Source organism: Streptomyces sp. NBC_00726, from assembly GCF_045161735.1.
Classification (GTDB): Bacteria; Actinomycetota; Actinomycetes; order Streptomycetales; family Streptomycetaceae; genus Streptomyces.
The window spans coordinates 2,444,515-2,470,395 of sequence record NZ_CP108983.1 but is presented as its reverse complement, the minus strand read 5'-3'; the positions used below and the strand labels follow the sequence as shown (position 1 = coordinate 2,470,395).

Genomic DNA, 25,881 nt, shown 5'->3' with positions numbered 1-25,881 from the left:
GTCCCGATGTGCAACGAGCCAGCCGAAATGGGGTGAGCATCTATCACGGTACGCGGTGCGCGACGCACCTGTTTCCGGTCAGCTTTCGCCGGCCGGCCTCTCCTCCGCCGCCTGAGCCGCCTGCGCGGCGGCGCTCCCGGGACGCTTGCGCGCCACCCAACCCTCGATATTCCTTTGCTGGCCCCGGGCCACGGCCAGCGAACCGGACGGCACGTCCTTCGTGATGACCGAACCGGCGGCGGTGTAAACCCCGTCCCCGACCGTGACAGGCGCCACAAACATATTGTCCGACCCGGTACGGCAGTGCGACCCGATCGTCGTGTGGTGCTTGGCCACCCCGTCGTAGTTCACGAACACGCTCGCGGCACCGATGTTGGTGTGGTCGCCGATCGTCGCGTCGCCCACGTACGACAGGTGCGGGACCTTGGTCCCCTCGCCGATCGTCGCGTTCTTCATCTCGACGTACGTCCCCGCCTTGGCCTTCGGCCCCAGCCTGGTGCCCGGCCGCAGATAGGCGTACGGGCCCACCAGCGCGCCCGGGCCCACCTCGGCGCCGTCCGCCACCGTGTTGTCCACCCGCGCGCCCGCGTGCACGACGGTGTCCGTCAGCCGCGAGTTCGGGCCGACCTCGGCGTCCTCCGCGAGGTGCGTGGCGCCCAGCAGCTGGGTCCCCGGGTGCACGATCGCGTCCCGCTCGAAGGTCACCGTGCAGTCGATCAGCGTCGAGCCGGGGTCGACCACGGTCACACCGGCCGTCATGGCACGCTCAAGCAGCCGCTGGTTCAGCAGCCGGCGGGCCTCCGCCAGCTGGACGCGGTTGTTGATGCCCAGGATCTCCCGGTGGTCGCCCGCCACGCAGGCGCCGACCCGGTGCCCGGCCTCGCGCAGGATCGACAGCACGTCGGTGAGGTACTCCTCGCCCTGGCTGTTGTCCGTCCGCACCTGCCCGAGCGCCTCGGCGAGGAGCTTCCCGTCGAACGCGAACACCCCGGAGTTGATCTCCCGGATCGCCCGCTGCTCGTCGCTCGCGTCCTTGTGCTCCACGATCTCGGTGACCGCACCGCTCGCCGCGTCGCGCACGATCCGCCCGTAGCCGGTGGAGTCGGGCACCTCGGCGCTGAGCACGGTGACCGCGTTCCCGTCGGCGGTGTGCGTCGCGGCGAGCGCCGCCAGCGTCTCACCGGCCAGCAGCGGGGTGTCCCCGCACACGACGACGACGGTGCCCTCGACGCCCCCGCCCAGCTCGTCCAGCGCGACCCGCACCGCGTTCCCGGTGCCCTTCTGCTCGGCCTGGTACGCGGTACGCACCTGCGCGTCCGCCCCGCTGAGGTGGGCGGTCACCTGCTCGTGCGCGTGGCCCACGACCACGACGAGGTGCTGGGGGTCCAGCTCACGGGAGGCGGCGACGACATGACCGACGAGCGAGCGCCCGGAGATCTCGTGCAGAACCTTGGGAGTCTTCGACTTCATGCGGGTGCCCTCACCCGCTGCGAGGACGACGACGGCTGCCGGGCGTACGGAGCTCACGGATATGCCCTTCGGCTTCGGGTGGTGGACATCCGCAGGATACCGGGGGGTGCCGGACCGGACATGGGCGCGGGCCCCGACCGGAGTGGTCGGGGCCCGCGAAGCCAGGCTCCCCCGCCAGGACTCGAACCCGGACAGATGGCACCAAAAGCCACAGTGCTGCCAATTACACCACGGGGGAACAAACCCGAGCCAAACGGACATTGGTCCGGATCGCCGGATCGGCACCCAACACTATGCCGTACCAAGCCCCTTGTATGCGACGAGGATGCGGTTGCCCGCGGTGGAACGTACGACGTGCTGTGCAGGCCACCCGAAAATGGGATGCGGGCGCCCGTACGCTGGATGCCATGACCGCAACGGGGGAAGACCGGGAAGCGGCGGGTCCGACCACCCGTGGCTACTGGTGGTGGGAGCGGCGGCGGAGTGTCGCGCTGGATGTGGGGCTCGCGCTCGTTTCGGCGCTGGAGTGCGGGCTGGAAGGGGTGGACTTCGCGGGGGACTCCGGGCTTCCGGTGCCCTTCGGGGTGGTGTTCGGGCTGATCGCGGGGGCCGTGCTGCTGGTGCGGCGGCGGTGGCCGATCGCCGTGGTGCTGGTCTCGATCGCGACGACGCCCGCCGAGATGGGCTTCCTGATGGGCCTCGTCGGGCTGTACACACTGGCCGCGTCCGAGGTGCCCCGGCGGATCACCGCGGTGCTGATGAGCATGTCCCTGGTGGGGACGTTCATCGTGACGTACGTACGGCTCCGCCAGGGCGTGAACGAGAACGCCGACTTCGGGCCCGGCGACGCGTACGTGCCCATGCTGTCCCTCTTCATGGCCGTCGGGCTGACCGCCCCGCCGGTCCTGTTCGGGCTGTACATAGGGGCCCGGCGCCGGCTGATGGAGAGCCTGCGGGAGCGCGCGGACTCCCTGGAGCGGGAGCTGTCGCTGCTCGCGGACCGGGCCGAGGAGCGGGCCGAGTGGGCCCGTACGGAGGAGCGGACCCGGATCGCCCGCGAGATGCACGACGTGGTCGCCCACCGGGTGAGCCTGATGGTCGTGCACGCGGCGGCGCTCCAGGCCGTGGCGCCCAAGGACCCGGCGAAGGCCGTGCGCAACGCGGCCCTCGTCGGCGACATGGGGCGCCAGGCGCTCACCGAGCTGCGCGAGATGCTGGGTGTGCTGCGCACCGGTGATCCGGCGCCCGCCCGGGTCGAGCAGGTGCCGCTGGCCTCCGTGGGCCGGGCGGCCCAGGCCGCGGCGGAGGACGGACCCCGGCTGGACGAGATGGAGGCCCTGGTCGGCCAGTCGCGCGCCGCCGGCATGACCGTCGAGCTGTCGGTCGAGGGCTCCGCCCGCGCGTACGCGCCCGAGGTCGAGCAGACCGCGTACCGCGTGGTGCAGGAGGCCCTGACCAACGTCCACAAGCACGCGGCGGGTGCGAAGACGTGGGTGCGGCTGGCGCACCGGGGCGCCGAGGTCGCCATGCAGGTCGAGAACGGTCCGACGGACGCGTCGACGGCGGACGCGGGTCTGCCCAGTGGCGGCAACGGCCTGGTCGGCATGCGGGAACGCGTCCTCGCCCTGGGCGGCGTCTTCGTCTCGGGCCCGACGGACGCGGGCGGCTTCCGCGTGTCGGCGGTCCTGCCGGACGAGAACGGCGCCTGAACCCCCGGCGCTTCCCAGCTCGCCGGTGGGGGCATTTCAAGCCCGTCCGGCGTTTGAGGACGGAGCCCGCGCGCCCGAGGGCCCCCGGCTCAGCCCGAAACGAGCCGTTCCGGCTGCAAGCCCGTCACCAGCGTCGCCAGGGCCGTGTCGATGTCCTGGCCGAGATACCAGTCCCCGGTGTGGTCGATGGAGTACACCCGCCCGGCCAGGTCGATCGCCAGGACGGCCTGGCCGTCCCCCTCCTCGCCGAGCGGTGCGACCTCGGTCGCCAGTGCGCGGCCGAGGTCGCCCAGGGTGCGGGCGAGATGCAGCCCGCTCAGCGGGTCGATGCGGACGGCGGGCGGCGCGATCTGGCGGCCCGGCGCGGTCGCGGTGATGCGCAGGCCGCCGAATTCGGCCCATGCCTCGACCGCCGCCGGGAAGACGGCGTGCTGATGTCCGGCGGGCGAGGCGTGCGAGCGCAGGGCGTCGGCCCATTCCTCGGCCTGGCGGATGTCCCAGCGGCCGGGCGCCCAGCCGGCGGACCGCAGGGCGGCGTCGACGGCGACGGGGAAGCGGGTGGCGGACTGGCGGTCGGGGCCGGTCTGCCGGGGCAGGTCGGTTCGGTCGTGCATGGACGCGGTCAGCTCTTCTCTGCGGTGGTGGCCGCGCCGCTCGCGGTGAGGTCGACCGGGCGTACGCCGAAGTGGGCGAGCATGACGGCGCAGGAGCGGCAGGGTGCCGCGTAACTGCCGTGCAGCGGGTCGCCGTCCTCGCGGATGCGGCGGGCGGTGAGCCGGGCGTGCTTGAGGGCGCGGCGGGCCTCGCCGTTGGTGAGGGGCTTGCGCTGGGCGCGCTTGGAGCGCCCGGCCTCGGCGGCGGTGAGGTGCCGGGAGAGGAGTATGGCCTCGGGGCAGCGGCCGGTGAACCGTTCGCGCTGCGCGCTGGGGAGGGTGTCCAGGAAGTCCTGGACGAGGTGGTGCAGGACCGGTGGCTGGTCGCCCTTGCCGGCGGTGCAGGTGAGTGTTTCGCCCCGTACGGACAGGGCGGCGGCGACGGCGGGCAGGATGCCGTCGCGGCGCTGGCCGAGCCGGGGCGCGGGGCCCTTCTCGGCGCTGCTCCAGCTGAGTCGTGGGTCCCCGGTGGTGACGGTCTGTGCAGAGTGTGCGGTGTGCATGGTGCTGTGTCCCTCCCGTGCCCGCAGCGGCCGCTGCTTGGTGTGCACGCCCCCGTGTATGCGGGTGACAGCCTGCCAAATGTGTCGGGTCCTGTGAAAGCTGGGTCGCGGAAACGTGTCTGCGTGTCGCGGTTCGGTGGCGCTCCCGTCGCTCGTCCGTCACGCGGTTGTGACGTTTGGTGACGGTTGCCCCCTGGGGATGGCGGGGCCGGTCCCCGTACGGGTGACACCGCTTAGGCTGTGCCTGGACCGCCTCCTGGGCAGGTCGGTCCTCATCAGCCAGACGCAGCAGGGGGCAACCGCCATGACGACAGGTCGGCTCGGGCAGCAAGCCGCGCCACCGAACGCGGCCTACGCCGGGCAGCTCGTGCATTTCCCGGACCCGGTCCGGGCGTCCCGGCACCCCAGAGGGGTGCGGATGGACGAGGACGGCAGCCCGGACTTCTCGCCGTACGCGCGTGCCGCGGCGGAGATCGCGGAGCCTCCGCAGGGTTTCGGTGTGGACGAGCTGCGGCTCACGGACTACGTGTCCGCGAACGCGGCGCTGGCCGAGGCCGGGCACGAGCTGTGGGACACGATCCCGCCGGTCGCGACGCCGCACGGCTGGACCTGGCACCACGTGCCGGGCGGCCGCCGGATGGAGCTGATCCCGGTGGAGGTGAAGGCGCTGCTGCGCCATCACGGCGGGCTGGCGGCCACGGAGGTCGACCAGGAGAAGCGGGGCACGCGCCCGCTCCAGGAGACGCGCCCCGCGCACTTCCGGCTGCCGAAGGGCGCCGTGGCGGTGACCGAGCAGCAGATCCTGGGTGTCGAGGAGGACCTCGGTTACCGGCTGCCGGGTGCGTACCGTTCGTTCCTGAAGGCGGCGGGCGGCTCGGCCCCGGTGGGCACGGCGCTCGACGCGGAGCTGGGGCTCCTGATCGATCAGCCATTCTTCACGGTGCGCGAGGAGGCCGCCGTGAACGACCTGGTGTACGTGAACAAGTGCTTGCGCGATCACCTGACGAAGGACTACCTCGGGGTGGCCTTCGTGCAGGGCGGTCTGCTCGCGGTGAAGGTGCGCGGCGAGGCTCTGGGTTCGGTGTGGTTCTGCGCGTACGACGATGCCCGGGACCGTGACGGCTGGACGGTGCAGGAGCGGGTGGACCGGCTGCTGCTGCCGTGCGGTGAGGACTTCGACGCGTTCCTCCAGCGGCTGGCGGGCAATCCGCCGGAGCTGGAGACGGTGGCGAACCTGATGGTGGACGGTGGCTTCGCGCAGGCCGTCCCGGTGGAGGGGTGAGCGCGATGGTGACCTTCGCTCAGGCGCAGGAACGCGCCGAGGAGTGGGTGAACGGCGACGTTCCGGCGTACCAGCATCGTGAGGTGCGTGTACGTGAATTCGAACTCGGATTCGTGGTGTGGGCCGAGGACCGTCCGGACGGACCGGTCTCCGACGGCGGCCGGCAGCGGCTGGTGATCGCGCGGGACAGCGGGGAGGCGACGCTGTGGCCCGGGCTGCCGGTCGGTGAGGTGATCCGGCGGTACGAGGAGGAGTACGGCTCGCAGGAGGAGGAGCCGGCCGCTCCGGCGCCGCCCGAGCGGGTGGACCTGAATCAGACGTCGTTCCTGCTGAGTCCGCCGGAATGGCTCCAGGAGGCGGCGGACAAGCTGGGCATCCCGGACCGGCGTGCGGAGCGGGACGAGACCCCGCCGCCCGCGCCCCGGGCCCCGTCGTCCTTTCCGCCGCCGGCCCCGATCCCGTCGCCCTCGGCGCCTTCGCAGGGCGGTTCGGTGGCGTACGAGCCGACCGCTTCGGACGGCGTACCGGCGTCCTCGCTCCAGCCGCCCGTGGGGGCCACGCCGTGGGCGGGTACCGATGTGAACGCGGACTCGGACGATGCGGAGGTGGCGCTTCCGGCGACGGTGTTCGCGCCGCCGCTGTCGGGTGCCGACGACGAGGAGGAGCTGCCTCCGGTCGTTCCGGCGGACGCGCCGACGGCGCTGATGTCGGGTGGCAGCGCGCTGCCGAAGACCGCGATCGCGCCGAGCCTGGGCGGCGAGCGCCCGCCGGTGGGTCCGCCGGTGCCGGGTCCGCCCGTGCCGGGGACCGCCGTGCCCGGTCCGCCGCCCCCGGGTCAGCACACGCCGCCCCCGGTCCAGCACACGCCTCCGCCGGCCCAGCACACGCCGCCGCCCCCCGCTCAGCGCACCCCGCCGCCCGGTCCGCCCGGCGGGCCCGGGGACATCGCCGACGCCGCGACGAGCAAGGCGGCCATCGCGCCGCGCACCCCGCGCGGGAGCACGCCTCCGCCGCCGCCCGGTGCCCCCGGCACCCCGGGTGCCCGGCCGGGTGCCCCGGTGCCGCCGCCCTCGGGCCCGGGTGCGCCCGGCGCGCCCGCGGGCGGCTATGTGCCGACGCAGCTGGTCTCCCAGCTGGGTCCGCCCGGCGCCCCGCAGCCGCCCGGTCCGCCGACGCCGCCGTCCGCCGGTGGCGGGGTGCACCAGGCGGCCACGATGTTCGCCGACCCGAACGCGTCGGCCGGCGCGGGCGTCCCGCAGCCGCCCGGCCCGCCGGGTGTGCCGGGTGCGCCGCAGCCGCCCGGTCCGCCCGGAGTCCCGGGTGCGCCCGGTGGGCAGCAGCCGCCTCCGCCGCCGGGGGCGACGCCGCCGCCCGGTCCGGGCGGGGTGCATCACGCGGCGACGATGCTCGCGGGGCCGGCGCAGGCCGGTCCGGGCGCGCCGCAGCCGCCGGGTCCGCCCGGTGCGCCGGTGGGTGCGCCGCCCGCGTACGGCTATCCGCAGGCGCCGGCCGGTCAGCCGACCGTGGGTCCGGGCTATCAGGCGGTGCTGCGCTTCCGGGCGCCGGACGGCAGTGAGCAGCAGCTGATCCGCCGCTCGGCGCCGGGCACGCCGCACCCGGAGTGGCAGATGCTGCACGAGCTGCGGGCGATGAACGTACCGCCGCAGCAGGTCATCGAGCTGCACACGGAGCTTGAGTCCTGTGAGCTGCCCGGCGGCTACTGCGCCCGGATGATCCGGGAGACCTGGCCGCAGGTGCGGATCACCTCCGTCGCCCCGTACGGCACGGACCATGCGAGCCGGCAGCAGGGCATGCAGCATCTGCTGACGCACCAGGGTGAGCTGCACCAGGTGGCGGACGGGCCCGCGCGGCCCGCGCCGGTGCGGGCGCCGCTGCCGCAGATGCAGCCCGCGCCGCCGGTGCCGCCGGAGGCGCTGGCCGAGGAGATGATGCAGACCTTCGGTCCGCAGGGTGTCCTCCGCTTCGACCAGCGCGCGGTGTCCCGTCAGGGCGTGCCGGAGGTCGTGGCGCGGACGCTGGTGTGGGCGGGGCTGCCCGCCGACTTCGGGCCGTTCTTCTGGGCGCAGCCGGGTCAGCCGGTGGTGCCGACGCTGGCGGAGCTGGCGGCCCAGCGGCAGGTGCAGCCCGCGTCGGACGCGGGGTCGTATCTGGTGATGGGTTCGGACTTCGGCCGGGCGGTCTGCGTCCAGTACGGCACCGCGCACATCGTGGCGGTGCCGGTGGAGGCGGGTCCGGGTGGTGCGCCGGTGCCGCCGCAGTTCGTGAACACGGGGCTGCCGGAGTTCGTGCGGTGCATGGCGCTGCTGGGCCGGATGTGGCGGCTGCGGTACGGGCTGAATCCGGAGCAGGCGGGCCGCTGGACGGTGGACTTCCAGGCGCAGCTGGTGGCGCTGGACGCGGCGGCGCTGGCGTCGCCGGAGAGCTGGTGGTCGGTGCTGCTGGAACAGATGTGGGACGGGCTGATCTGACCGTTCCGCAGGCGGAGGCGTGGTGCCCGGTCCCTTTGTGGGGCCGGGCATCACGCCTTTCCCGTATGTGATGCCGGTCGCTTCCGTCCGGAAAGCGCCGCATCGATTCAGACTTCCCGGCCAATTGCCGCATCCTTGACGTAATGCTCGATGGCCGGAGCAGCGCAGCCGGGATGATCGGAAAGAGGCGTCAGGGATGAGTTCTGCACCGGGGTCCGCGTACGGGTTCGTCGGTGTACGGGGCCGTGGGTACCGCCCGGAGCAGGTGGACCGTACGGTGGCGGCCCTGTCCGCGGAGCGTGACGAGGCCGTGGCGCGGGTGGCCCGGCTGACGGAGCGCGCGGAGGAGCTGGCGGCGGAGTCGGCCCGGCTCGACGAGGCCGTGGCGCGGCTGGCCCCGCCGGACTACGGGCCGCTGGGGGAGCGGGCGCAGCGGATTCTGGCGCTGGCGGAGGAGGAGGCCGGGGCGCTTCTGGGTGCGGCGCGGGAGGAGGTGCGGGCGGTCCGGGACGAGGCGGATGCGGCGGCCCGGGCCCTGCGGGACGCGGCGCGCACGGAGGCGGCGGCGGTCCGGGCGGCGGCGGAGAGCGCGGCCGGTGAGCTGGTGGGGGCGGCGGATTCGGCGGCCGGTGAGGTGCTGGAGGCGGCGCGCGCGGAGGCGGCGGGGCTGCGCGAGGAGGCGGAGTCCGCGATGACCGCGACCCGTAGCCGTACCGCGAGTGTGCTGGCGCACCAGGAGCAGGAGCACGCCGAGCGGCGGAAGGCGGCGGACCGGGAGCTCGCGGACGCCGAGGCGGCGCAGGCGGCGGAGCACGCCGGGCTGATGGAGGGCGCGGAGGCGGGGCTGGCTGCCGCGCGCCGGGCCCGGGCGGAGGCGGAGGAGGCCGCGCGGCACGGCCGGGAGGACGCGGAGGCGCGGGCGGCCGAGCTGATCGCGCGGGCGCGGGTGCGCGAGGAGCGGGTGGTGCGCGAGACCGAGCGCGTCCTGCGGGAGCACGAGGAGGGGCGCGAGGAGGTCCAGGCCCATATGGCGCACGTACGCAGTTCGCTCGCGGCGCTGACGGGGCGGGGGTCCCCGGCGGCGGAGCCGGAGCGCGCGCCGGAGCCCTCGCGGGAGCGGGCCCGGGGCTGACGGTTGCTCAGGGCCGGGGCCAGGGGCGGCGTGAGAGCTCTTCGATGCTGCTGTTGAAGCGTTTGAGGTAGCCGGCGAAGGCCGCGATGTCCTCGTCGGGCCAGTCGTGCATGACCTGGTCGAGGGAGCGCACGACGCGTTCGCGTTCCGCGTCCAGGAGCCGGGTGCCCTCGTCGGTGATGCGGAATTTGCGGGCCATGCCGCCGGCGGGGTCCGGGATGCGTTCGGCGAGCCCGGCGCGGGCGACGGCGGCGGTCTGACGGTTGAGGGTGGAGGCGTCGAGGCCGAAGGCGTCGCTGAGTTCGCCGTTGGACATGGGGCCCTGGACGCGGAGCCGGCTCAGCAGGATGTACGCGCTCCGGTCGAGCAGGGCGTACTTGTGGCGTCCGCCGCGGTGGTCGGCGAGGCTGTGGCGGCCGAGCAGCATCTGCTCGTACTCCACCTCTTCCGTGGGCCTGGGCATGGCGACGGCCTCCTGCTTCTGCTGCTGGTGAGCTGCGGCCCATTCTCGCATGCAGTGTGTACGTGGCACATAATGTGTATGACACATTGGGCATGTACGATGCATGTCGCTGTCCCGGCAGGCGGGACCATGCCCCTAGGAGTCCCCCTCATGGATGCCCCCCAGCCGTCGGCACGGACAGGCGCGGTCGTCGCCACCCTGGCCTTCGCCGGCACCGTGGCAGCGGTCATGCAGACGCTGGTCACGCCCCTCATCGCGGAACTGCCCAAGATCCTGGACACCTCGTCCTCCAACGCGGCCTGGGTCATCACCGTGACCCTGCTGGTCTCCGCGGTGTGCGTGCCGGTGTCCGGCCGGCTCGGCGACCTGCTCGGCAAGCGGCGGATGCTGCTCGCCTGTTCGGTGCCGCTGATCGCCGGCTCGGTGGTCTGCGCGCTCTCGTCCTCCGTCGTCCCGATGATCGTCGGGCGCGGGCTCCAGGGCATGGGCATGGGCATGGTCCCGCTCGGGATCGCGCTGCTGCGCGACGTGGTGCCGCCGGAGAAGATGAGCTCGTCCATCGCGCTGGTCAGCGCCTCGCTCGGGATCGGCGGCGCGCTCGGCCTGCCGATCGCCTCGGCGGTCGCGCAGTACGCCAGCTGGCGCGTGCTGTTCTGGGGCTCGGCCGTGCTGGCCGCCGCGATCTGCGCGCTGATCTGGGCCCTGATCCCGGACGTCCCGGCGGGCGCCAAGGGGCAGCGCTTCGACGTGCCCGGCGCGCTGGGCCTGGCAGCCGGCCTGGTCTGCCTGCTCCTCGCGGTCTCGAAGGGCGCGGACTGGGGCTGGGCCTCCACGACGACGGTCGGCCTGTTCGCCGCCGCCGTGGTGATCCTCCTCGCCTGGGGCCTCTGGGAGCTGCGCACCACGGACCCGCTGGTGGACCTGCGTACCACCGCCCGCCCCCGGGTGCTCATCACCAACGTCGCGTCGCTCTTCGTCGGCTTCGGCATGTACGCCGGGATGCTGATCGCGCCTCAGCTGCTCCAGTTCCCCGAGGCCACCGGCTACGGGCTCGGCCAGACGATGCTCCAGGCCGGCCTGTGGATGGCCCCCGGCGGCATCATGATGATGATCGTCTCCCCGTTCGGCGGAAAGCTCACCGACGCCCGCGGCCCCAAGTTCACCCTGATCTGCGGCGTCCTCGTCATCGCCGCCGCCTACGGCCTGGGCATCCTGCTGATGGGCTCCGCCTGGGGCCTCATGCTGTTCCTCATGGTCAGCAGCAGCGGCGTCGGCCTCGCGTACGGGGCGATGCCCGCCCTCATCATGAGCGCCGTCCCGGCCTCCGAGACCGCCGCCGCCAACGGCTTCAACACCCTCATGCGCGCCCTCGGCACCTCGGTCGGCGCCGCCGTGATCGGCGCCGTCCTCGCCCAGATGACCACCGAGGCCGGCGGCTACACCTTCACCTCCGAGTCCGGCTTCCGCACGGGCCTGATCTTCGGCTGCGGAGTCGCCCTGATCGCGGTCGCGATCTCCGCCTTCATCCCGGCGGTACGGGCCTCCGCCACGTCCCCGGACAAGCCGGACACCCCGGCCGCCCCGGAGACGGCTGCGGCCAAGAGCTGAACAGGGTCACATCCATGGGGCGGCCGGCTGCGAAGCGGCCGCCCCGTGCCATTCGGCCTGTCCGGGGCCGGTTACGGCCAGGTCTTCTCCACGCCGTGCTGCCGGACCGCGTAAGCGGCGGGCCCGCCCTTCTCGACGGCTTCGTAGATGGCGGAGCGATGACTGTCCAGGCGTTGCACCATCTCGCTGCTTCGCAGTTGCTGGTTGTCCAGGTAGAAGAGGACGGCTGCCCGTTGCAGAACGGGCCGGATCTCCCGGTCACGTGTCTTGATACGGCCGTCCTTCGTCAACGGGACCCACAGACGGTCCAGCCCGTGGCTGATCCACTCCTCGTCCGGGATGCGCTGTCCGTCCTCGGGGAAGACATCCGCGATCCGGTGGACGACCCACCCCCGGACCTGTAGCTCCTCGGCGACACGACGCCCGAAATTCCTGTCGAGAAAGAATTCAGGCCGCAAGGTGCACCACGGCCTCGCAGAGGGTGTGCACCTGCTCCGGGGTCATGTCGAAGTCGTAGGCGATGTCCTCGAACGAATCGCCGGCGTCCCACAGGTCGGTGATGGCCTTGACGGAGACGTGGTTCGCTTCCACTACGGGTAGGCCGTGTCCGAAGCGGGGGTCGATCACGACCGGGACGGCGTCGCCGTACTGCCTGAGCCGGAGACTCCAGGGGAATTCGTCGTCCGTGCCCCAGGTGAAGTAGCGGAGGTAGTCGGCCACCACCTCGTGAATCGGCGCCTGACCGTCCTTCGCTCGGCGGAGGTCGCCGAGACCGTGCTCGACGAAGATGTCCACGCCGTCCGTCGCGATGCGCTTCGAAACCAGGCCGTACGGGGTCTCGAAGGCTCGTCGTACGGCGGCCGCCGCATCCCTGATCTCGCTCATCCGGAACCCGAGTGTGCGGAGCGACCGCAGGACGTGGGCTTCCGCCACCGCGATGAACGGCACCGTGGGCTGGCCCTTGTGCCCAGGAGCGACCGCATGCACCAGTGGTGCTCCGGCCGCCTTGTGGTTCAGCCAGTCGGTGAGGGTCGAGTGCGGGATCTGCAAGTGGGAGGACGCCTCGGTGGGCGTCAGAATCCCGTCCGTGAATCTGTCGACCATAAGTCACCTCTCCCTGCCCCGGCTTGAATGGGCACAGATGCCTTCCCGTTTTTGAGCCCAGGCATACCGGCTGGGTTGTGCGTGGGAAACGTACCGCAGACGACCCGGGCGTATGGCGACCTCCGCCCCGGGGCGTGGACCCCTGGGTGCAGTCCCTGAGACTCGGGTCCACCCGGGGGTCCAGCCCCCTAGGGGGAGCTCCTTACTGCGGGCCAGGGGTCGTTCCTCCCGGTGGAGGACGTGCGGGGGCGGGGTCTCTCCGTAGCGTGGTTGTCGTACCGCGGACGTTCCGGAACGCGCACCGAAGACGTACCGGAACACGCACCGCCGAAAGGGCGGGCCGCAGGGAGTGGGGTGGGGAAAACCCCACCGGAAGACTGCGCTGGGCACCAGCGCGCCGGACCCCCTCCCCGCAGCAGACTTCACAGCAGACGGGGACGACGCGTCGCCGACCGACATAGGAGAAAACCGTGGCAACGGCTGTAACCATTCCCAGGCACGGGGGCACTGGAGGGCGTACGGCCGTGGCTGCGCGGGCGCGGCAGGTCGTCAAGGCGTACGGGACCGGAGAGACCCGGGTCGTCGCGCTCGACCACGTCGACGTGGACATCGCCCGCGGGCAGTTCACCGCGATCATGGGCCCGTCCGGCTCCGGCAAGTCGACGCTGATGCACTGCCTGGCCGGGCTCGACACCGTGACGTCGGGTCAGATCCACGTCGCCGACACCGAGATCACCGGGCTCAAGGACAAGAAGCTCACCCAGCTCCGGCGCGACCGCATCGGGTTCATCTTCCAGGCGTTCAACCTGCTGCCGACGCTGAACGCGCTGGAGAACATCACGCTGCCGATGGACATCGCGGGCCGCAAGCCCGACACCGCCTGGCTCAACCAGGTCGTGGAGACCGTCGGCCTGGCCGGCCGGCTCAAGCACCGGCCGACCCAGCTCTCCGGCGGCCAGCAGCAGCGCGTCGCCGTGGCGCGGGCCCTCGCCGCCAAGCCGGAGATCATCTTCGGCGACGAGCCGACCGGAAATCTGGACTCCCGGGCCGGCGCCGAGGTCCTGAGCTTCCTGCGCAGGTCCGTGGACGAGCTGGGCCAGACCATCGTCATGGTCACCCACGACCCGGTCGCCGCCTCCTACGCGGACCGGGTGCTCTACCTCGCCGACGGGCGCATCGTCGACGAGATGCACAACCCCACCGCCGACCAGGTGCTGGACCGCATGAAGGACTTCGACGCGCGCGGGCGGACGTCATGACCGTCTGGAAGACCTCGATGCGCAACTTCTTCGCGCACAAGGGACGCATGGCGCTCTCCGCCGTCGCCGTCCTGCTCTCGGTGGCGTTCGTCTGCGGGACGCTCGTCTTCACCGACACCATGAACACCACGTTCGACAAGCTCTTCGCCGCCACCTCCGCCGACGTCACCGTCAGCCCGAAGAAGGCGAAGGTGGACGACATCCCGGAGAACGGGAAGCCGGAGTCGCTGCCCGCCTCCGTCCTCGCCAAGGCCGCCAAGGCCGACGGGGTGAAGAAGGCCGAGGGCGGCGTCTCCAGCTCCTCCGTCACCGTGGTCGACAGCCACGACAAGAACATGGGCTCCGAGACCGGCGCCCCCACCATCGCCGCCAACTGGACCCGGAACGACCTGCGGTCCATGGAGATCACCTCCGGCCACGCCCCGCGCGGCCCGACCGAGATCATGGTCGACGCCGACACCGCCGACAAGCACCACCTGAAGATCGGCGACGAGCTGCGCACCATCGCGGCCACCGGCGACCTCAAGGGGAAGATCACCGGCATCGTCGCCTTCAAGGTGACCAACCCGGGCGCGGCCATCGTCTACCTCGACACCGCCACCGCCCAGCGCACGCTGCTCGGCGCCCCCGACGTCTTCTCGCACCTCTCCATCACCGCCGAACAGGGCGTCAGCGACAGCCGGCTGAAGCGGAACGTGGCCCAGGCGCTCGCCGGCTCCGGCGCGTACAAGATCCAGACGCAGGACGAGGCCGCCGCCGAGAACAAGGACTCCATGGGGTCGTTCCTCGACGTCATGAAGTACGCGATGCTCGGCTTCGCCGGGATCGCCTTCCTCGTCGGCATCTTCCTCATCGTCAACACCTTCTCGATGCTGGTCGCCCAGCGCACCCGCGAGATCGGCCTGATGCGGGCCATCGGTTCCAGCCGCGAGCAGGTCAACCGCTCGGTGCTGCTGGAGGCGGTGCTCCTGGGCATCGTCGGCTCCGTCCTCGGCGTCGGCGCCGGCGTCGGACTCGCCGTCGGGCTGATGAAGGTCATGGGCGCCATCGGCATGGAGCTGTCCACCGAGGACCTGACCATCGCCTGGACGACCCCGGTCACCGGGCTCGCGCTCGGCATCATCGTCACCGTCCTCGCCGCCTACATCCCGGCCCGCCGGGCCGGCAAGGTCTCCCCGATGGCCGCCCTGCGCGACGCCGGCACCCCGGCGGACGCCAAGTCCGGCTGGATCCGGGCGGGCCTCGGCCTCGTCGTCACCGGCGCCGGCGCCGCCGCCCTGTGGGCGACGACGCGGGCGGACAAGGCGAGCGACGGCTCCGGCCTCCTCGGCCTGGGCGTCCTGCTCACCCTCGTCGGCTTCATCGTGATCGGCCCGCTGCTCGCCGGAGTCGTCGTACGGGCGCTGAGCGCCGTCCTGCTGAGGTTCTTCGGACCCGTCGGCCGGCTCGCCGAGCGCAACGCGCTGCGCAACCCGCGCCGCACCGGCGCCACCGGCGCGGCCCTGATGATCGGCCTCGCCCTGGTGGCCTGCCTCTCCGTGGTCGGCTCGTCCATGGTCGCCTCGGCCACCGACGAGCTGGACAAGTCGGTGGGCGCGGACTTCATCGTGCAGTCGGGCAACGGCCAGCTGATCGTCCCGCAGGCCGCCGAGGCGCTGGCCTCCGCCGAGGGCATCGAGCACCTCACGCACTACAAGGTCCTCGGCGCGAAGCTGACCAACCCGGACGGCACGACGAAGGACGAGCACCTGACGGCGGCCGACCCGACCTACGCGCAGGACGTGCGCCGCGAGGTCCTGTCCGGCGACCTGGACAAGGCGTACGGCAAGGACGCCATGTCGGTCGGCGAGGACTACGCCACCGCGCACCACATCAAGGTCGGTGACACGATCACCGTCGCGTTCGAGGCGGGCGGACAGGCGAAGCTCAAGGTCGCCGCGATCACCTCGGACGACACCAGCCTCGACCAGGGCGCGATGTACCTGAACACCTCGACCGCCCAGCGGTACGTCCCCGCCGACAAGATGCCCCAGAACATGATCATGTTCGCCAAGGCGAAGGACGGCCAGGAGGACTCGGCGTACGCGGCGCTGAAGAGCTCGGTCGCGAAGTACCCCCAGTACAAGGTGCGGAATCAGGCCGACTTCAAGGAGGCCCTGAAGGACCAGATCGGCCAGCTTCTGAACGTCGTGTACGGCCTGCTCGCCCTGGCGATCATCGTCGCGGTGCTCGGTGTGGTGAACACCCTGGCCCTGTCGGTGGTCGAGCGGACCCGCGAGATCGGCCTGATGCGCGCCATCGGCCTCTCCCGCCGCCAGCTGCGCCGCATGATCCGGCTGGAGTCCGTCGTCATCGCCCTCTTCGGCGCGCTGCTCGGCCTCGGCCTGGGCATGGGCTGGGGCACCTCGGCCCAGCAACTGCTGGCCCTGGAGGGCATGGGTGTCCTGGAGATCCCGTGGCCGACCATCATCACGGTGTTCGTCGCCTCCGCCTTCGTCGGACTGTTCGCCGCTCTGGTCCCGGCCTTCCGGGCGGGCCGGATGAACGTCCTGAACGCGATCGCCACGGACGGGTGAGAGTCACTGACACGACCGGCCCCGGCCCGCTCCTCGGAGCGGGCCGGGGCCGGTCGTGTGCGGTACGCGTGCGGGTTTACGGACCCTTCGTACGCGGTACGCGTGTGGCTTGCGAGCCCCCGTCGCGCAGCAGCGCCCTTCCCCGGGTCGTACGCTAGTAACCCCCGGCCCTCCGGGGGGTGCCCCCTGATCCGGCCCGGCCCAGGGACCACCCCCGGCACGTGTCGGGCCCTTCGCGTTGCCCCCGGGGCAGCGTGCCCTGGCGGCAGCCGGCTGTCAGCGGCCCTTCTTCTCACCCGGACGGAAGCCCTTCATGAGCCTGAACGGTCTGCTGGATGTCGTCGTACGTGATCCGGCGCTCGACGAAGCGGTGAAGGCCGCCGGTGACGGTCACCGGATGCACATCGACCTGGTGGGCCCGCCCGCCTCCCGGCCCTTCGCCGTGGCCGCGCTGGCCCGGGACGCCGGGCGGACCGTCCTCGCGGTCACCGCGACGGGCCGGGAGGCGGAGGACCTGGCGGCGGCGCTGCGCACCATGCTGCCGGCGGACACGATCGCGGAGTTCCCGTCCTGGGAGACCCTGCCGCACGAGCGCCTGTCGCCCCGCTCCGACACCGTGGGCCGCCGGCTCGCCGTGCTGCGGCGCCTCGCGCATCCGCGCGCCGACGACCCGGAGACCGGGCCGGTCTCGGTCGTCGTCGCGCCGATCCGGTCCGTGCTCCAGCCGCAGGTCAAGGGGCTCGCGGACCTGGAGCCCGTCTCCCTGCGCACCGGGCAGAGCGCCGACCTCGGCGAGACCGTGGAGGCGCTGGCGGCAGCCGCGTACGCCCGGGTCGAACTGGTCGAGAAGCGCGGCGAGTTCGCGGTGCGCGGCGGCATCCTCGATGTGTTCCCGCCCACCGAGGAGCACCCGCTCCGGGTGGAGTTCTGGGGCGACGATGTCGAGGAGATCCGCTACTTCAAGATCGCCGACCAGCGGTCCCTGGAGGTCGCCGAGCACGGCCTGTGGGCGCCGCCCTGCCGGGAGCTCCTGCTGACGGACGGGGTGCGGGAGCGGGCCGCCGAGCTCGCCGAGGCCCACCCGGAGCTGGGCGAACTCCTCAACAAGATCGCCGAGGGCATCGCGGTGGAGGGCATGGAGTCCCTCGCCCCGGTCCTCGTGGACGACATGGAGCTGCTGCTCGACGTGCTGCCCAAGGGCGCGATGGCCGTCGTCTGCGACCCCGAGCGGGTCCGGACCCGGGCCGCGGACCTGGTCGCGACCAGCCAGGAATTCCTCCAGGCGTCCTGGGCGGCTTCGGCGGGCGGCGGCGAGGCCCCGATCGACGTCGGCGCGGCCTCGCTGCGGGGCATCGCGGACGTCCGCGAGCGGGCCCGTGAGCTGGACATGATGTGGTGGTCGATCTCCCCGTTCGCCGCCGACGCCGAGCTGGACGACGACACGCTGGCGCTGGGCATGCAGGCGCCCGAGATGTACCGGGGCGACACCGCGCGGGCGTTCGCCGACACGAAGGGCCGGCTGGCCGACGGCTGGCGCACGGTGTACGTCACGGAGGGCCAGGGGCTCGCCTCGCGTACGGTCGAGATGCTGGGCGGCGAGGGGATCGCGGCCCGACTCGACCCGGACCTGGACGCGATCTCCCCGTCCGTGGTGCACGTCTCGTGCGGGGCCATCGACCACGGCTTCGTCCACCCCGGCCTGAAGCTCGCCGTGCTCACGGAGACCGACCTCACCGGGCAGCGCACCGCCACCAAGGACCTGGGCCGGATGCCGGTGCGGCGGCGCAAGACGATCGACCCGCTGACGCTGGAGACCGGCGACTACATCGTGCACGAGCAGCACGGCGTGGGCCGCTACATCGAGATGGTGCAGCGCACGGTGCAGGGGGCGACGCGGGAATACCTGCTGGTCGAGTACGCCCCCGCCAAGCGCGGGCAGCCCGGCGACCGGCTGTACATCCCGACCGACCAGCTGGAGCAGGTCACCAAGTACGTCGGCGGCGAGGCCCCCACCCTGCACCGGCTCGGCGGCGCGGACTGGACGAAGACGAAGGCGCGCGCCAAGAAGGCCGTCAAGGAGATCGCCGCCGACCTGATCAAGCTGTACTCGGCCCGGATGGCGGCCCCCGGCCACACCTTCGGCCCGGACACCCCCTGGCAGCGCGAGCTGGAGGACGCGTTCCCGTACGCGGAGACGCCCGACCAGCTGACGACGATCGCCGAGGTCAAGGAGGACATGGAGAAGTCGGTCCCGATGGACCGGTTGATCTGCGGCGACGTGGGGTACGGCAAGACGGAGATCGCGGTCCGCGCCGCGTTCAAGGCGGTGCAGGACGGGAAGCAGGTCGCCGTCCTCGTACCCACCACGCTGCTCGTGCAGCAGCACTACGGCACATTCACCGAGCGCTATTCCCAGTTCCCCGTCAACGTACGCGCGCTGAGCCGCTTCCAGTCCGAGGCGGAGTCCAAGGCGACGCTCGCGGGGCTGAAGGACGGTGCCGTCGATCTGGTGATCGGCACTCACCGCCTGTTCTCCTCGGAGACGAAGTTCAAGGACCTGGGTCTCGTCATCGTGGACGAGGAGCAGCGGTTCGGCGTCGAGCACAAGGAGCAGCTGAAGAAGCTCCGCGCCAACGTGGACGTGCTGACCATGTCCGCGACGCCCATCCCCCGTACGCTCGAAATGGCCGTCACCGGCATCCGCGAGATGTCGACCATCACCACCCCGCCCGAGGAGCGCCACCCGGTCCTGACCTTCGTCGGGCCGTACGAGGAGAAGCAGATCGGCGCCGCGATCCGGCGGGAACTGCTGCGTGAGGGCCAGGCGTTCTACATCCACAACCGGGTCGAGTCGATCGACCGGGCGGCGGCGCGGCTGCGCGAGATCGTGCCCGAGGCGCGGATCGCCACGGCACACGGCCAGATGTCCGAACAGGCCCTGGAACAGGTCGTGGTGGACTTCTGGGAGAAGAAGTTCGACGTGCTGGTCTCCACGACGATCGTCGAGTCCGGCATCGACATCTCCAACGCGAACACGCTGATCGTGGAGCGCGGCGACAACTTCGGCCTCTCCCAGCTGCACCAGCTGCGCGGCCGCGTCGGCCGCGGCCGCGACCGGGGCTACGCGTACTTCCTCTACCCCCCGGAGAAGCCGCTCACCGAGACCGCCCACGAGCGCCTGGCGACGATCGCCCAGCACACCGAGATGGGCGCGGGCATGTACGTGGCCATGAAGGACCTGGAGATCCGCGGCGCGGGCAACCTCCTCGGCGGCGAGCAGTCCGGCCACATCGCGGGCGTCGGCTTCGACCTGTACGTACGCATGGTGGGCGAGGCCGTCGCCGACTACCGGGCGTCCCTGGAAGGCGGGGTCGAGGAGGAACCGCCGCTGGAGGTCAAGATCGAGCTCCCGGTCGACGCGCACGTCCCGCACGACTACGCTCCCGGCGAGCGGCTGCGCCTCCAGGCGTACCGCGCGATCGCCTCGGCGTCCTCGGAGGACGACATCAAGGCGGTCCGCGAGGAACTGACCGACCGCTACGGCAAGCTCCCCGAGCCCGTCGAAAACCTCCTCCTGGTAGCCGGCCTGCGCATGCTCGCCCGCGCCTGCGGCGTCGGCGACATCGTCCTCCAGGGCCCGAACATCCGCTTCGCCCCGGTGGAACTCCGCGAGTCCCAGGAACTCCGCCTGAAGCGGCTGTACCCGAAGACGGTCATCAAGCCGGCGGTCCACCAGATCCTGGTCCCCCGCCCGACGACGGGCAAGATCGGCGGCAAGCCGGTGGTGGGACGGGAACTGCTGGCTTGGACGGGGGAGTTCCTTACGACGATTCTGGGGTCGTGAGCGGCCTACCCGGACGCGGCTGCGGTCTTGAAGACCAGCCACACGGTCTTGCCGACGACGTGGTCATCGACTCCGAAGTCGTCGGCGAGTTCCCGCACGAGGTGTAGCCCGCGCCCGGAGCAGGCGTCGTCAGCGACCTGCTGGACACGCGGCTGACCGGGCCCGCTGTCGCGGACCTCCAGTCGTACCCGGTCCTCGGCTCGGTGGAGGACGACGCTGAACTCCCGGCCGGGTGGCACGCCGTGCAGTAGCGCGCAGCCCTGCGCCCTCGGTCTCACTGCTTCGCGAAAGACAGCGAGGCTGTCTCGTGTGAGGGGCAACTGAGCTGTCCCCGCCGGGACATCAGGCACGCTGGGTGTCGTGTCGGTGGGAGCCGCGGAGGAGACAGGCATGGGCGGTAACGAATGGGTCAGCACGTCGACGCCCTACCTCGCCGCGTCCTCCGGCGCTCCGGGGGACACCTGGGCGGCGGAGGCTGCAACCGAGGGGCGCCGGGGGAGTCAGCGCATCGTCCAGGCGGGCGAGGTGCAGGCCCCGGAAGTGGTCGCGGAGCTGCTCGGGGTGGCGGCCGGGGAGAACGTCGTCGCCCGGCGCAGGATCATGTACCTCGACGGCGAACCCTGCGAGTTGACGGACACGTACTACTCGCTGGGCATCGCGGGCGGCACCGGCCTCGCCGGTACGGCCAAGATCCCCGGTGGGGCGGTCAGGCTCCTGGCGGAGCTGGGCCACGTCGGCGTACGCGTACGTGAAGAGGTGACCGCGCGGCGGGCGACCGGGTCCGAGGCCGATCAGCTGGCGATGGTGGAGGGTGACCCCGTCCTCCAGCTGACGCGGCTCACCCTGGACGAGGCGGACCGGCCCATTCAGGTCGACGTCATGGCCATGCCCCCGCGACGCCAGAAGCTGCGCTACGAGATCAGGATCGGATGACCGTGCCCAAACCCGAAGCCGACGCCGCCGACCGCCGTTCGCTGCATGAGCGGATCGCGGCCGATCTCAGGGACCAGATCATGGGCGGAGACCTCGCGCCCGGCGCGAACCTGCCCTCGACGGCCCACCTCAAGGAGCGGTTCGACGCCTCGAACGCGACGGTCCAGAAGGCGGTGCAGCTACTCAAGGACGAGGAGCTGGTGATCGGCAGAGCGGGCGCGTCGGTGACCGTCCGCAAGCACCGCCAGCGGACCGTGCGCCCGGCTGCGTCCATGGCCCCGGCGGGCGCGGGGGAACCGTACCGATGGCTGACCGAAGCGGCGAAGGGCGGCGCTCGGGCGCACAGCACCCTGCTCGAAGTAGCCGAGGCCCAGCCACCGGCGGATGTTGCGGAGGCGCTGAGGCTTTCGGAGGGCGATCCGGCTCTGCTGCGGCGCCAGTTGCTCGCGATCGACGACGAACCCGCCGAACTCGTGGCCTCGTACTACCCGCTGGACATCGTCAGCGGTACGCCGATGACGGCTCGCCGCAAGATCCCGGGTGGAACCCCGACGCTGCTCGCGGAGCTGGGGTACCCGCCGCGGCTCAGCGTCGACCGTGTGTCCGCGCGCGTGCCCACCCAGGAGCAGTACCAGGCGCTCCGCCTGCCTGGCGGGCTGCCGGTGCTGCGTACGCTGCGCGTCGTCTACAGCGATGACGAGCGTCCCATCGAGGCCACGGTCATGCTGAAGGCGGGGCACCTGTACGAGGTGCAGTACGAGTTCACCGCCGAATAAGCCCTCATGGGGCGGGTGCGTCCCCCGTGCTGAACAGCAGTCGGCCGACCAAGCGGAAGACCTCTTCCGGGTCGCGGTCGCCCATCGCGTCGTCCAGGTTGCCGCTCAGCAGGAGCGTGGCGAAGCCGTGGGCGAGGGACCAGGCGGCCACGCCCGCGAGGCGGGGGTCGTCGGTGGGGGGCAGGCCGGCGACGCCTGCGCGCAGTTCCGTCGTCGCGCGGGCCTTCGCCGTCAGGAGGTCCGGGTCGTCCGTGCGGTAGAGGTCCGGCTGGAACATCACCTGGAAGTGGGCCGGGTGCGCCCGCGCGAACCGTACGTACGCCACGCCCCGCTCCTGGAGGTCCGGGGCCGCCGCCAGGGCGTCCGCGAACAGGGCGTACCCCTCGGCGGCGATCGCGGTGAGCAGGCCCGTGCGGTCCTTGAAGTGGTGGGCGGGGGCGGCGTGGGAGACGCCGGCCCGGCGGGCCAGGTCGCGCAGGCTGAGCGCGGCGGGGCCCTCGGTGCGGATGACGTCGAGGGCGGCGGTGAGGACGGCCCGCCGCAGGTCGCCGTGGTGGTAGGCGCGGTCGCTGGTCATGGATAGCAGGTTACGCGGGATCTAGTCGTTGACAAGTTCGCGAATGGCGCGCACTCTTGGGATCTAGGCAGTGGCTAGATAGCGGCCGATGCGTGGCGGAAGGTGTGGACATGTCTGAGGACCTGATGCGTGTACGGCGGCTGTGGCACCTGCTGGAGCCGGTGCACGCCGTTCTCTATTACGCGCCGGAGGCGTTTGAGGAGGCCGCCGCGCTCGGGTACGCGGTCGACGAGCGGTGGCCGAGCTACTTCGCCTGGCGCGCGGCGCCGCTGGGAGCGGTGGGGGCGGACCGGGTCGCGGAGACGTTCTACAGCTTCAGCCCGCGCATGGTCGGCGCGTACGTCCCCGCCGTCTGGGCGGTCGCCTCGCCGGGCGCGGTGCTGGCGGCGCGGGGCCGGGCCGTGGACCGCGCGTACCGGACGCTCCTGGGGGAAGGCGTCGCCGCCCCGGAGACGGCCGAGGCCGCCGCGCTGCTGCGGCGTGTGGTGGCGGCGGCCGACACGGCGGACCGGCCGATGGCCGCCGCGAACGCCGCGCTGCCCTGGCCCGACGCCCCCCACCTCGCTCTGTGGCACGCGGCGACCGTCCTGCGCGAACACCGGGGTGACGGTCACCTCGCGGCGCTGGCGGACGCGGAGCTGGACCCCGTCGAGTCACTGGTCTCCTTCGCAGCGATCGGGGCGGCCCCGGCCGAGGTGTTCGCGAGCCGGGGGTGGGCCGACGAGGAGTGGCAGGCGGCGCTCGGCCGGCTGGAGAAGCGGGGCCTGGTGGCCGCCGACGGCACGGCGACCGAGGCGGGCCGGGCGCCGCGGGCGGAGGTCGAGCGGCGTACGGACGAGGCGGCGGCCGGTCCTTGGCGGGTGCTCACGGACGCGGAGCGGGAGCGGCTGGTCGCGTTGCTGGGCCCGCTGTGGGTCGCGGCGATCGGGTCGGGGCTGCTGCCGCCCGAGAACACGCTGGGGATCGGGAAGGTGTAAGGGGCGCGGGGGCGGGAAACCGGGCGCGAGGTGTGATCAGGCCCGCACGCGGGAACGGATCGCGGCCATGAAATCCTCCTGGCGGGGAAGACGTTCGTAGAATTCCCTGGTTGGTTCGGCTTTCTCACCGTCAGGACGGCTACGAGTGATATCTCCCCGCGTGTGTCGAGTGATGGTCCCCGCCCTGGCCGCCACGGCCGTGCTGGCGCTGAGCGGCTGCGACCCCGATCAGCTCTCCTCGGGCATCGACGCCTCCGGCAACAGCGCGGATGCCGGCGGCCAGTCCGCCACCGGCTTCGGCGCCAGCCCGCTGACGAACGACGACGGTACGAAGCCCGGCCTCGCACCCCTCACCTCCGACCAGGACCGCGCGGCGGCGCGGAAGATCATCGAGAAGGTCGCCACCAAGGGTCGCGGCCCCAAGACCGGTTACAAGCGGGACAAGTTCGGGTACGCGTGGAAGGACTCGGTGGACGGCATCCCCCTGTCCCGCAACGGCTGCGACACCCGCAACGACCTGCTCGCCCGGGACGGCAAGGACGTGGAGCTGCGCTCCGGTTCGAAGTGCGTGGTCGTCTCCATGACGCTCAAGGACCCGTACACCGGCAAGACCATCGAGTGGCGCAAGCAGCAGGCGACCAAGGTCCAGATCGACCACGTCATGCCGCTGTCGTACGACTGGCAGATGGGCGCCGCCCACTGGAACGACGCCAAGCGCCAGCAGATCGCCAACGACCCGCTCAACCTCATCCCCGTCGACGGCCCGGCCAACAACGCCAAACGCGACGCGGGCCCCGCGACCTGGCTCCCCCCGTACAAGCCGATCCGCTGCGCGTACGTGCTCCGCTTCGCCCAGGTCTCGCTGAAGTACGACCTGCCGGTGACGAGCGCGGACAAGGACATGATGCTGAAGCAGTGCGGCGGCTGAGCGAGCCGCGGCGAGCTCGGCAAACCTCGTCGCCTTCGAGCAGGTGGGACACATAGGCTTCCGGCCGTGGCAGACCACATACAGACGATCGTGACGAAGTTGCCCGGCCTGGAGAGCGTCACCGACGTGTGGGAGACGGCTGATCGTAGGCTGGCACTCGGGGACGCCGCTTTCCTCGCAGACCTGGGGATCGCTCTCGCCGGGGCCTACGGCTCCGACGCCGGGCGGATGTGGCAGTACCGAAGCGTCTTCGACCACCTGCTGCGGCAGCTGGCCGTGACGCCTGGCGCCGGACATGTGGCCGAGGCGCTGCGTCTGGTCTCCTCGGCGGAGACCGCCGATCGCGGACTGGACCGTTACGTGGCCTCGCTGCTGGCCTCGAGCCATCCGGCGGAGGAACTGGCCGTCGCGTTCACCGGGCACGCCTCGGAGGAACTGCGCGCCTGCCTCGTCCATGAACTGGTGCTCAGGGGCAGCGACGTCACAGAGTCTCCGGGGATCGCGGGCTGGGCGACGTCCCCGCACTGGAGATACCACCCGCTGGCTTGGCTGCCGTTGACGCTCTCCGATGTGGAGGGACAGCCGGGGCTGCCGAGCTACAGCGCTCACGGCAGCAGCCACTCGATGCCGTACGGGCCACGGGCGAACCGGGAGACGCGGACCGAAACCGGGGCGCAGATTCCGTCGGCGGAGGAAACGACGACCGAAGCCGCCGCCAAGGGCATCGGCACCGCTGTGGCGAACTGGGCCGAGGAGTCGAACGGCCGGATCGAGGCGCGTGTCTTCGATCTGGCGGGTCCTCTGGCAGCCGGGTCGGCACGGAGCCTGTTGCTGGAACTGGGCCTCGAATGCCTGAAGGGTACGGGGAGGAAGACCGCCTTCACGGTCGCCGGCTGCCCACCCGACGAGGCATGGGGGGTCCTCTTCGCCGCCGCGTCCAGCGGAGGGGCCTACAACTCCGGCGCACGGGGTGCCTATGGGCGGCTGGCCGCGTGGCAGTCCCTGGCCGCCCTCTCCGGCACCGCGGAGAGCTCCCCCGCGGAAGAGGTCGAAGCACGTGCCCGGGACTGCGCCTGGTACAGCTTCGGCGCCGATACCAAGTGGTTCGAGTGCGTGGCGTGGGACATCGGCCTGGCCTCGGTCTCTCCGGACCGACGACTGGCGGTGCTGGCCGCGACCGACACGGACTGAGTACGTCCGCAGCCTGTTTCGGTCGCGGCGGGCGACGGCGACGGTGACAGCGGGGTGTCGATGAGCTCGCGGCCCCGGGCCGCCCCCCTCAGAGCCCCGAGACCCCCGTCGCGTCGATCACCGTGCCTGTCACCCAGCGGGAGTCGTCCGAGGCGAGGAAGGCCACGATGTCCGCGACGTCCTCCGGCTGTCCGACGCGGCCCAGGGCGGCCAGGGACGCGGCGTGCTCCTGGGCCTCGGGGTCGTCGCGCAGCCAGTCCGCGTTGATGTCGGTGTCGATGATGCCGGGGGCCACCGAGTTGACGGTGATGCCGCGTGGGCCCAGGTCCTTGGCGAGGGTCAGGGTGAAGTTGTCCAGGGCGCTCTTCGTTGCGCTGTACGCGGACCCCTCGCATCCGGCGGGCTGC

At 72.1% G+C, this 25,881-nt stretch carries 21 protein-coding genes, 1 tRNA gene and 1 pseudogene; 13 read left to right on the top strand and 10 right to left on the bottom strand.

Features of this window, described 5'->3' with window-relative positions; translation table 11 throughout:
- Nucleotides 1–78: 78 nt before the first annotated feature.
- The gene (glmU, locus tag OG338_RS10875) at nucleotides 79–1,527 is read right to left on the bottom strand and encodes a bifunctional UDP-N-acetylglucosamine diphosphorylase/glucosamine-1-phosphate N-acetyltransferase GlmU (protein WP_405937125.1); all 1,449 of its coding nucleotides are present in this window, start codon (nucleotides 1,525–1,527) and stop codon (nucleotides 79–81) included.
- Nucleotides 1,528–1,636: 109 nt separating this feature from the next.
- Nucleotides 1,637–1,708, bottom strand: a tRNA-Gln gene (locus OG338_RS10870).
- A gap of 169 nt (nucleotides 1,709–1,877) precedes the next feature.
- Here OG338_RS10870 and OG338_RS10865 point away from each other — a divergent pair.
- Nucleotides 1,878–3,179: a sensor histidine kinase gene (locus OG338_RS10865; protein WP_405937124.1), complete on the top strand. Its 1,302-nt coding sequence runs from the start codon at nucleotides 1,878–1,880 to the stop codon at nucleotides 3,177–3,179.
- An 89-nt stretch (nucleotides 3,180–3,268) separates the two neighbouring features.
- Here OG338_RS10865 and OG338_RS10860 read toward each other — a convergent pair whose 3' ends face one another.
- Both OG338_RS10860 and OG338_RS10855 read right to left on the bottom strand, forming a co-directional pair.
- Nucleotides 3,269–3,793 (bottom strand): SUKH-3 domain-containing protein, encoded by a 525-nt coding sequence (locus OG338_RS10860; protein ID WP_405937123.1) that lies wholly within the window; start codon nucleotides 3,791–3,793, stop codon nucleotides 3,269–3,271.
- Nucleotides 3,794–3,801: 8 nt separating this feature from the next.
- Nucleotides 3,802–4,335, bottom strand: coding sequence for a YwqJ-related putative deaminase (locus OG338_RS10855; RefSeq protein WP_405937122.1), 534 nt, complete (start codon nucleotides 4,333–4,335; stop codon nucleotides 3,802–3,804).
- Between the two features lie 304 nt (nucleotides 4,336–4,639).
- On the opposite strand from OG338_RS10855, the gene OG338_RS10850 reads away from it, so the two are divergent.
- From OG338_RS10850 to OG338_RS10840, 3 genes are all read left to right on the top strand, one after another.
- Nucleotides 4,640–5,617, top strand: a complete 978-nt coding sequence (locus tag OG338_RS10850) for an SMI1/KNR4 family protein (RefSeq protein ID WP_405937121.1) — start codon at nucleotides 4,640–4,642, stop codon at nucleotides 5,615–5,617.
- A gap of 5 nt (nucleotides 5,618–5,622) precedes the next feature.
- Entirely contained in the window at nucleotides 5,623–8,106 is a 2,484-nt protein-coding gene (locus OG338_RS10845) for an SUKH-4 family immunity protein (protein ID WP_405937120.1), read from the top strand.
- Nucleotides 8,107–8,302: 196 nt separating this feature from the next.
- Complete coding sequence (locus tag OG338_RS10840; RefSeq protein ID WP_405937119.1) at nucleotides 8,303–9,238, top strand: cellulose-binding protein; 936 nt, start codon at nucleotides 8,303–8,305, stop codon at nucleotides 9,236–9,238.
- A gap of 7 nt (nucleotides 9,239–9,245) precedes the next feature.
- On the opposite strand, the gene OG338_RS10835 is transcribed toward OG338_RS10840, so the two are convergent.
- Nucleotides 9,246–9,701 (bottom strand): MarR family winged helix-turn-helix transcriptional regulator, encoded by a 456-nt coding sequence (locus tag OG338_RS10835; RefSeq protein WP_405937118.1) that lies wholly within the window; start codon nucleotides 9,699–9,701, stop codon nucleotides 9,246–9,248.
- A 150-nt stretch (nucleotides 9,702–9,851) separates the two neighbouring features.
- Here OG338_RS10835 and OG338_RS10830 point away from each other — a divergent pair, with 150 nt between their 5' ends.
- Entirely contained in the window at nucleotides 9,852–11,309 is a 1,458-nt protein-coding gene (locus OG338_RS10830; protein WP_405937117.1) for an MFS transporter, read from the top strand.
- Between the two features lie 71 nt (nucleotides 11,310–11,380).
- Here the strand turns inward: OG338_RS10830 and OG338_RS10825 are convergent, their stop codons facing one another.
- Complete coding sequence (locus OG338_RS10825) at nucleotides 11,381–11,767, bottom strand: toxin-antitoxin system, toxin component, PIN family protein (RefSeq protein ID WP_405937116.1); 387 nt, start codon at nucleotides 11,765–11,767, stop codon at nucleotides 11,381–11,383.
- A complete protein-coding gene (locus OG338_RS10820) occupies nucleotides 11,757–12,413 on the bottom strand; it encodes a DUF433 domain-containing protein (RefSeq protein ID WP_405937115.1) in 657 nt (218 codons plus the stop codon). Before OG338_RS10820 ends, OG338_RS10825 begins: the two co-directional genes overlap by 11 nt.
- A 470-nt stretch (nucleotides 12,414–12,883) precedes the next feature.
- Here OG338_RS10820 and OG338_RS10815 point away from each other — a divergent pair, with 470 nt between their 5' ends.
- The 3 genes from OG338_RS10815 to mfd all read left to right on the top strand — a co-directional run bounded on the left by OG338_RS10815 (nucleotide 12,884) and on the right by mfd (nucleotide 20,092).
- Nucleotides 12,884–13,672, top strand: coding sequence for an ABC transporter ATP-binding protein (locus tag OG338_RS10815; RefSeq protein ID WP_405937114.1), 789 nt, complete (start codon nucleotides 12,884–12,886; stop codon nucleotides 13,670–13,672).
- Nucleotides 13,669–16,248 (top strand): ABC transporter permease, encoded by a 2,580-nt coding sequence (locus tag OG338_RS10810; protein WP_405937113.1) that lies wholly within the window; start codon nucleotides 13,669–13,671, stop codon nucleotides 16,246–16,248. The genes OG338_RS10815 and OG338_RS10810 overlap by 4 nt, the downstream gene beginning before the upstream one ends.
- Before the next feature lie 313 nt (nucleotides 16,249–16,561).
- Entirely contained in the window at nucleotides 16,562–20,092 is a 3,531-nt protein-coding gene (gene mfd / locus OG338_RS10805) for a transcription-repair coupling factor (protein ID WP_405937112.1), read from the top strand.
- A gap of 5 nt (nucleotides 20,093–20,097) precedes the next feature.
- Here mfd and OG338_RS10800 read toward each other — a convergent pair whose 3' ends face one another.
- Nucleotides 20,098–20,331, bottom strand: a complete 234-nt coding sequence (locus OG338_RS10800) for an ATP-binding protein (protein ID WP_405937111.1) — start codon at nucleotides 20,329–20,331, stop codon at nucleotides 20,098–20,100.
- Between the two features lie 151 nt (nucleotides 20,332–20,482).
- Between OG338_RS10800 and OG338_RS10795 the strand changes: the two genes are divergently transcribed.
- Together OG338_RS10795 and OG338_RS10790 are read left to right on the top strand one after the other, a co-directional pair.
- Nucleotides 20,483–21,025, top strand: a complete 543-nt coding sequence (locus OG338_RS10795; protein ID WP_405937110.1) for a GntR family transcriptional regulator — start codon at nucleotides 20,483–20,485, stop codon at nucleotides 21,023–21,025.
- Nucleotides 21,022–21,801 (top strand): GntR family transcriptional regulator, encoded by a 780-nt coding sequence (locus OG338_RS10790; RefSeq protein ID WP_405937109.1) that lies wholly within the window; start codon nucleotides 21,022–21,024, stop codon nucleotides 21,799–21,801. Before OG338_RS10795 ends, OG338_RS10790 begins: the two co-directional genes overlap by 4 nt.
- A 4-nt stretch (nucleotides 21,802–21,805) precedes the next feature.
- On the opposite strand, the gene OG338_RS10785 is transcribed toward OG338_RS10790, so the two are convergent.
- The gene (locus tag OG338_RS10785; protein ID WP_405937108.1) at nucleotides 21,806–22,378 is read right to left on the bottom strand and encodes a TetR/AcrR family transcriptional regulator; all 573 of its coding nucleotides are present in this window, start codon (nucleotides 22,376–22,378) and stop codon (nucleotides 21,806–21,808) included.
- Nucleotides 22,379–22,488: 110 nt separating this feature from the next.
- On the opposite strand from OG338_RS10785, the gene OG338_RS10780 reads away from it, so the two are divergent.
- The 3 genes from OG338_RS10780 to OG338_RS10770 all read left to right on the top strand — a co-directional run bounded on the left by OG338_RS10780 (nucleotide 22,489) and on the right by OG338_RS10770 (nucleotide 25,474).
- On the top strand, nucleotides 22,489–23,355 hold the full coding sequence (locus OG338_RS10780) for an SCO6745 family protein (protein WP_405937107.1): 867 nt from the start codon (nucleotides 22,489–22,491) through the stop codon (nucleotides 23,353–23,355).
- 172 nt (nucleotides 23,356–23,527) lie between these two features.
- Nucleotides 23,528–24,283, top strand: coding sequence for an HNH endonuclease family protein (locus OG338_RS10775; RefSeq protein WP_405937106.1), 756 nt, complete (start codon nucleotides 23,528–23,530; stop codon nucleotides 24,281–24,283).
- 66 nt (nucleotides 24,284–24,349) lie between these two features.
- Nucleotides 24,350–25,474 carry a DUF6183 family protein gene (locus tag OG338_RS10770; protein WP_405937105.1) on the top strand — a complete coding sequence of 375 codons (1,125 nt, stop codon included), beginning with the start codon at nucleotides 24,350–24,352 and terminating at the stop codon, nucleotides 25,472–25,474.
- Between the two features lie 88 nt (nucleotides 25,475–25,562).
- Here the strand turns inward: OG338_RS10770 and OG338_RS10765 are convergent.
- A pseudogene (locus OG338_RS10765) lies at nucleotides 25,563–25,856 on the bottom strand (SDR family NAD(P)-dependent oxidoreductase); the annotation flags it as partial.
- Nucleotides 25,857–25,881: the final 25 nt, after the last annotated feature.

Coding starts and splice junctions, on each gene's coding strand:
- OG338_RS10835 (WP_405937118.1), bottom strand. CDS start 9,701: ATGCCCAGGCCCACGGAAGAGGTGGAGTACGAGCAGATGCTGCTCGGC.
- OG338_RS10790 (WP_405937109.1), top strand. CDS start 21,022: ATGACCGTGCCCAAACCCGAAGCCGACGCCGCCGACCGCCGTTCGCTG.
- OG338_RS10780 (WP_405937107.1), top strand. CDS start 22,489: ATGTCTGAGGACCTGATGCGTGTACGGCGGCTGTGGCACCTGCTGGAG.
- OG338_RS10810 (WP_405937113.1), top strand. CDS start 13,669: ATGACCGTCTGGAAGACCTCGATGCGCAACTTCTTCGCGCACAAGGGA.
- OG338_RS10850 (WP_405937121.1), top strand. CDS start 4,640: ATGACGACAGGTCGGCTCGGGCAGCAAGCCGCGCCACCGAACGCGGCC.
- OG338_RS10855 (WP_405937122.1), bottom strand. CDS start 4,335: ATGCACACCGCACACTCTGCACAGACCGTCACCACCGGGGACCCACGA.
- OG338_RS10865 (WP_405937124.1), top strand. CDS start 1,878: ATGACCGCAACGGGGGAAGACCGGGAAGCGGCGGGTCCGACCACCCGT.
- OG338_RS10795 (WP_405937110.1), top strand. CDS start 20,483: ATGGGCGGTAACGAATGGGTCAGCACGTCGACGCCCTACCTCGCCGCG.
- OG338_RS10845 (WP_405937120.1), top strand. CDS start 5,623: ATGGTGACCTTCGCTCAGGCGCAGGAACGCGCCGAGGAGTGGGTGAAC.
- OG338_RS10840 (WP_405937119.1), top strand. CDS start 8,303: ATGAGTTCTGCACCGGGGTCCGCGTACGGGTTCGTCGGTGTACGGGGC.
- mfd (WP_405937112.1), top strand. CDS start 16,562: ATGAGCCTGAACGGTCTGCTGGATGTCGTCGTACGTGATCCGGCGCTC.
- OG338_RS10785 (WP_405937108.1), bottom strand. CDS start 22,378: ATGACCAGCGACCGCGCCTACCACCACGGCGACCTGCGGCGGGCCGTC.
- OG338_RS10820 (WP_405937115.1), bottom strand. CDS start 12,413: ATGGTCGACAGATTCACGGACGGGATTCTGACGCCCACCGAGGCGTCC.
- OG338_RS10860 (WP_405937123.1), bottom strand. CDS start 3,793: ATGCACGACCGAACCGACCTGCCCCGGCAGACCGGCCCCGACCGCCAG.
- OG338_RS10830 (WP_405937117.1), top strand. CDS start 9,852: ATGGATGCCCCCCAGCCGTCGGCACGGACAGGCGCGGTCGTCGCCACC.
- OG338_RS10775 (WP_405937106.1), top strand. CDS start 23,528: ATGGTCCCCGCCCTGGCCGCCACGGCCGTGCTGGCGCTGAGCGGCTGC.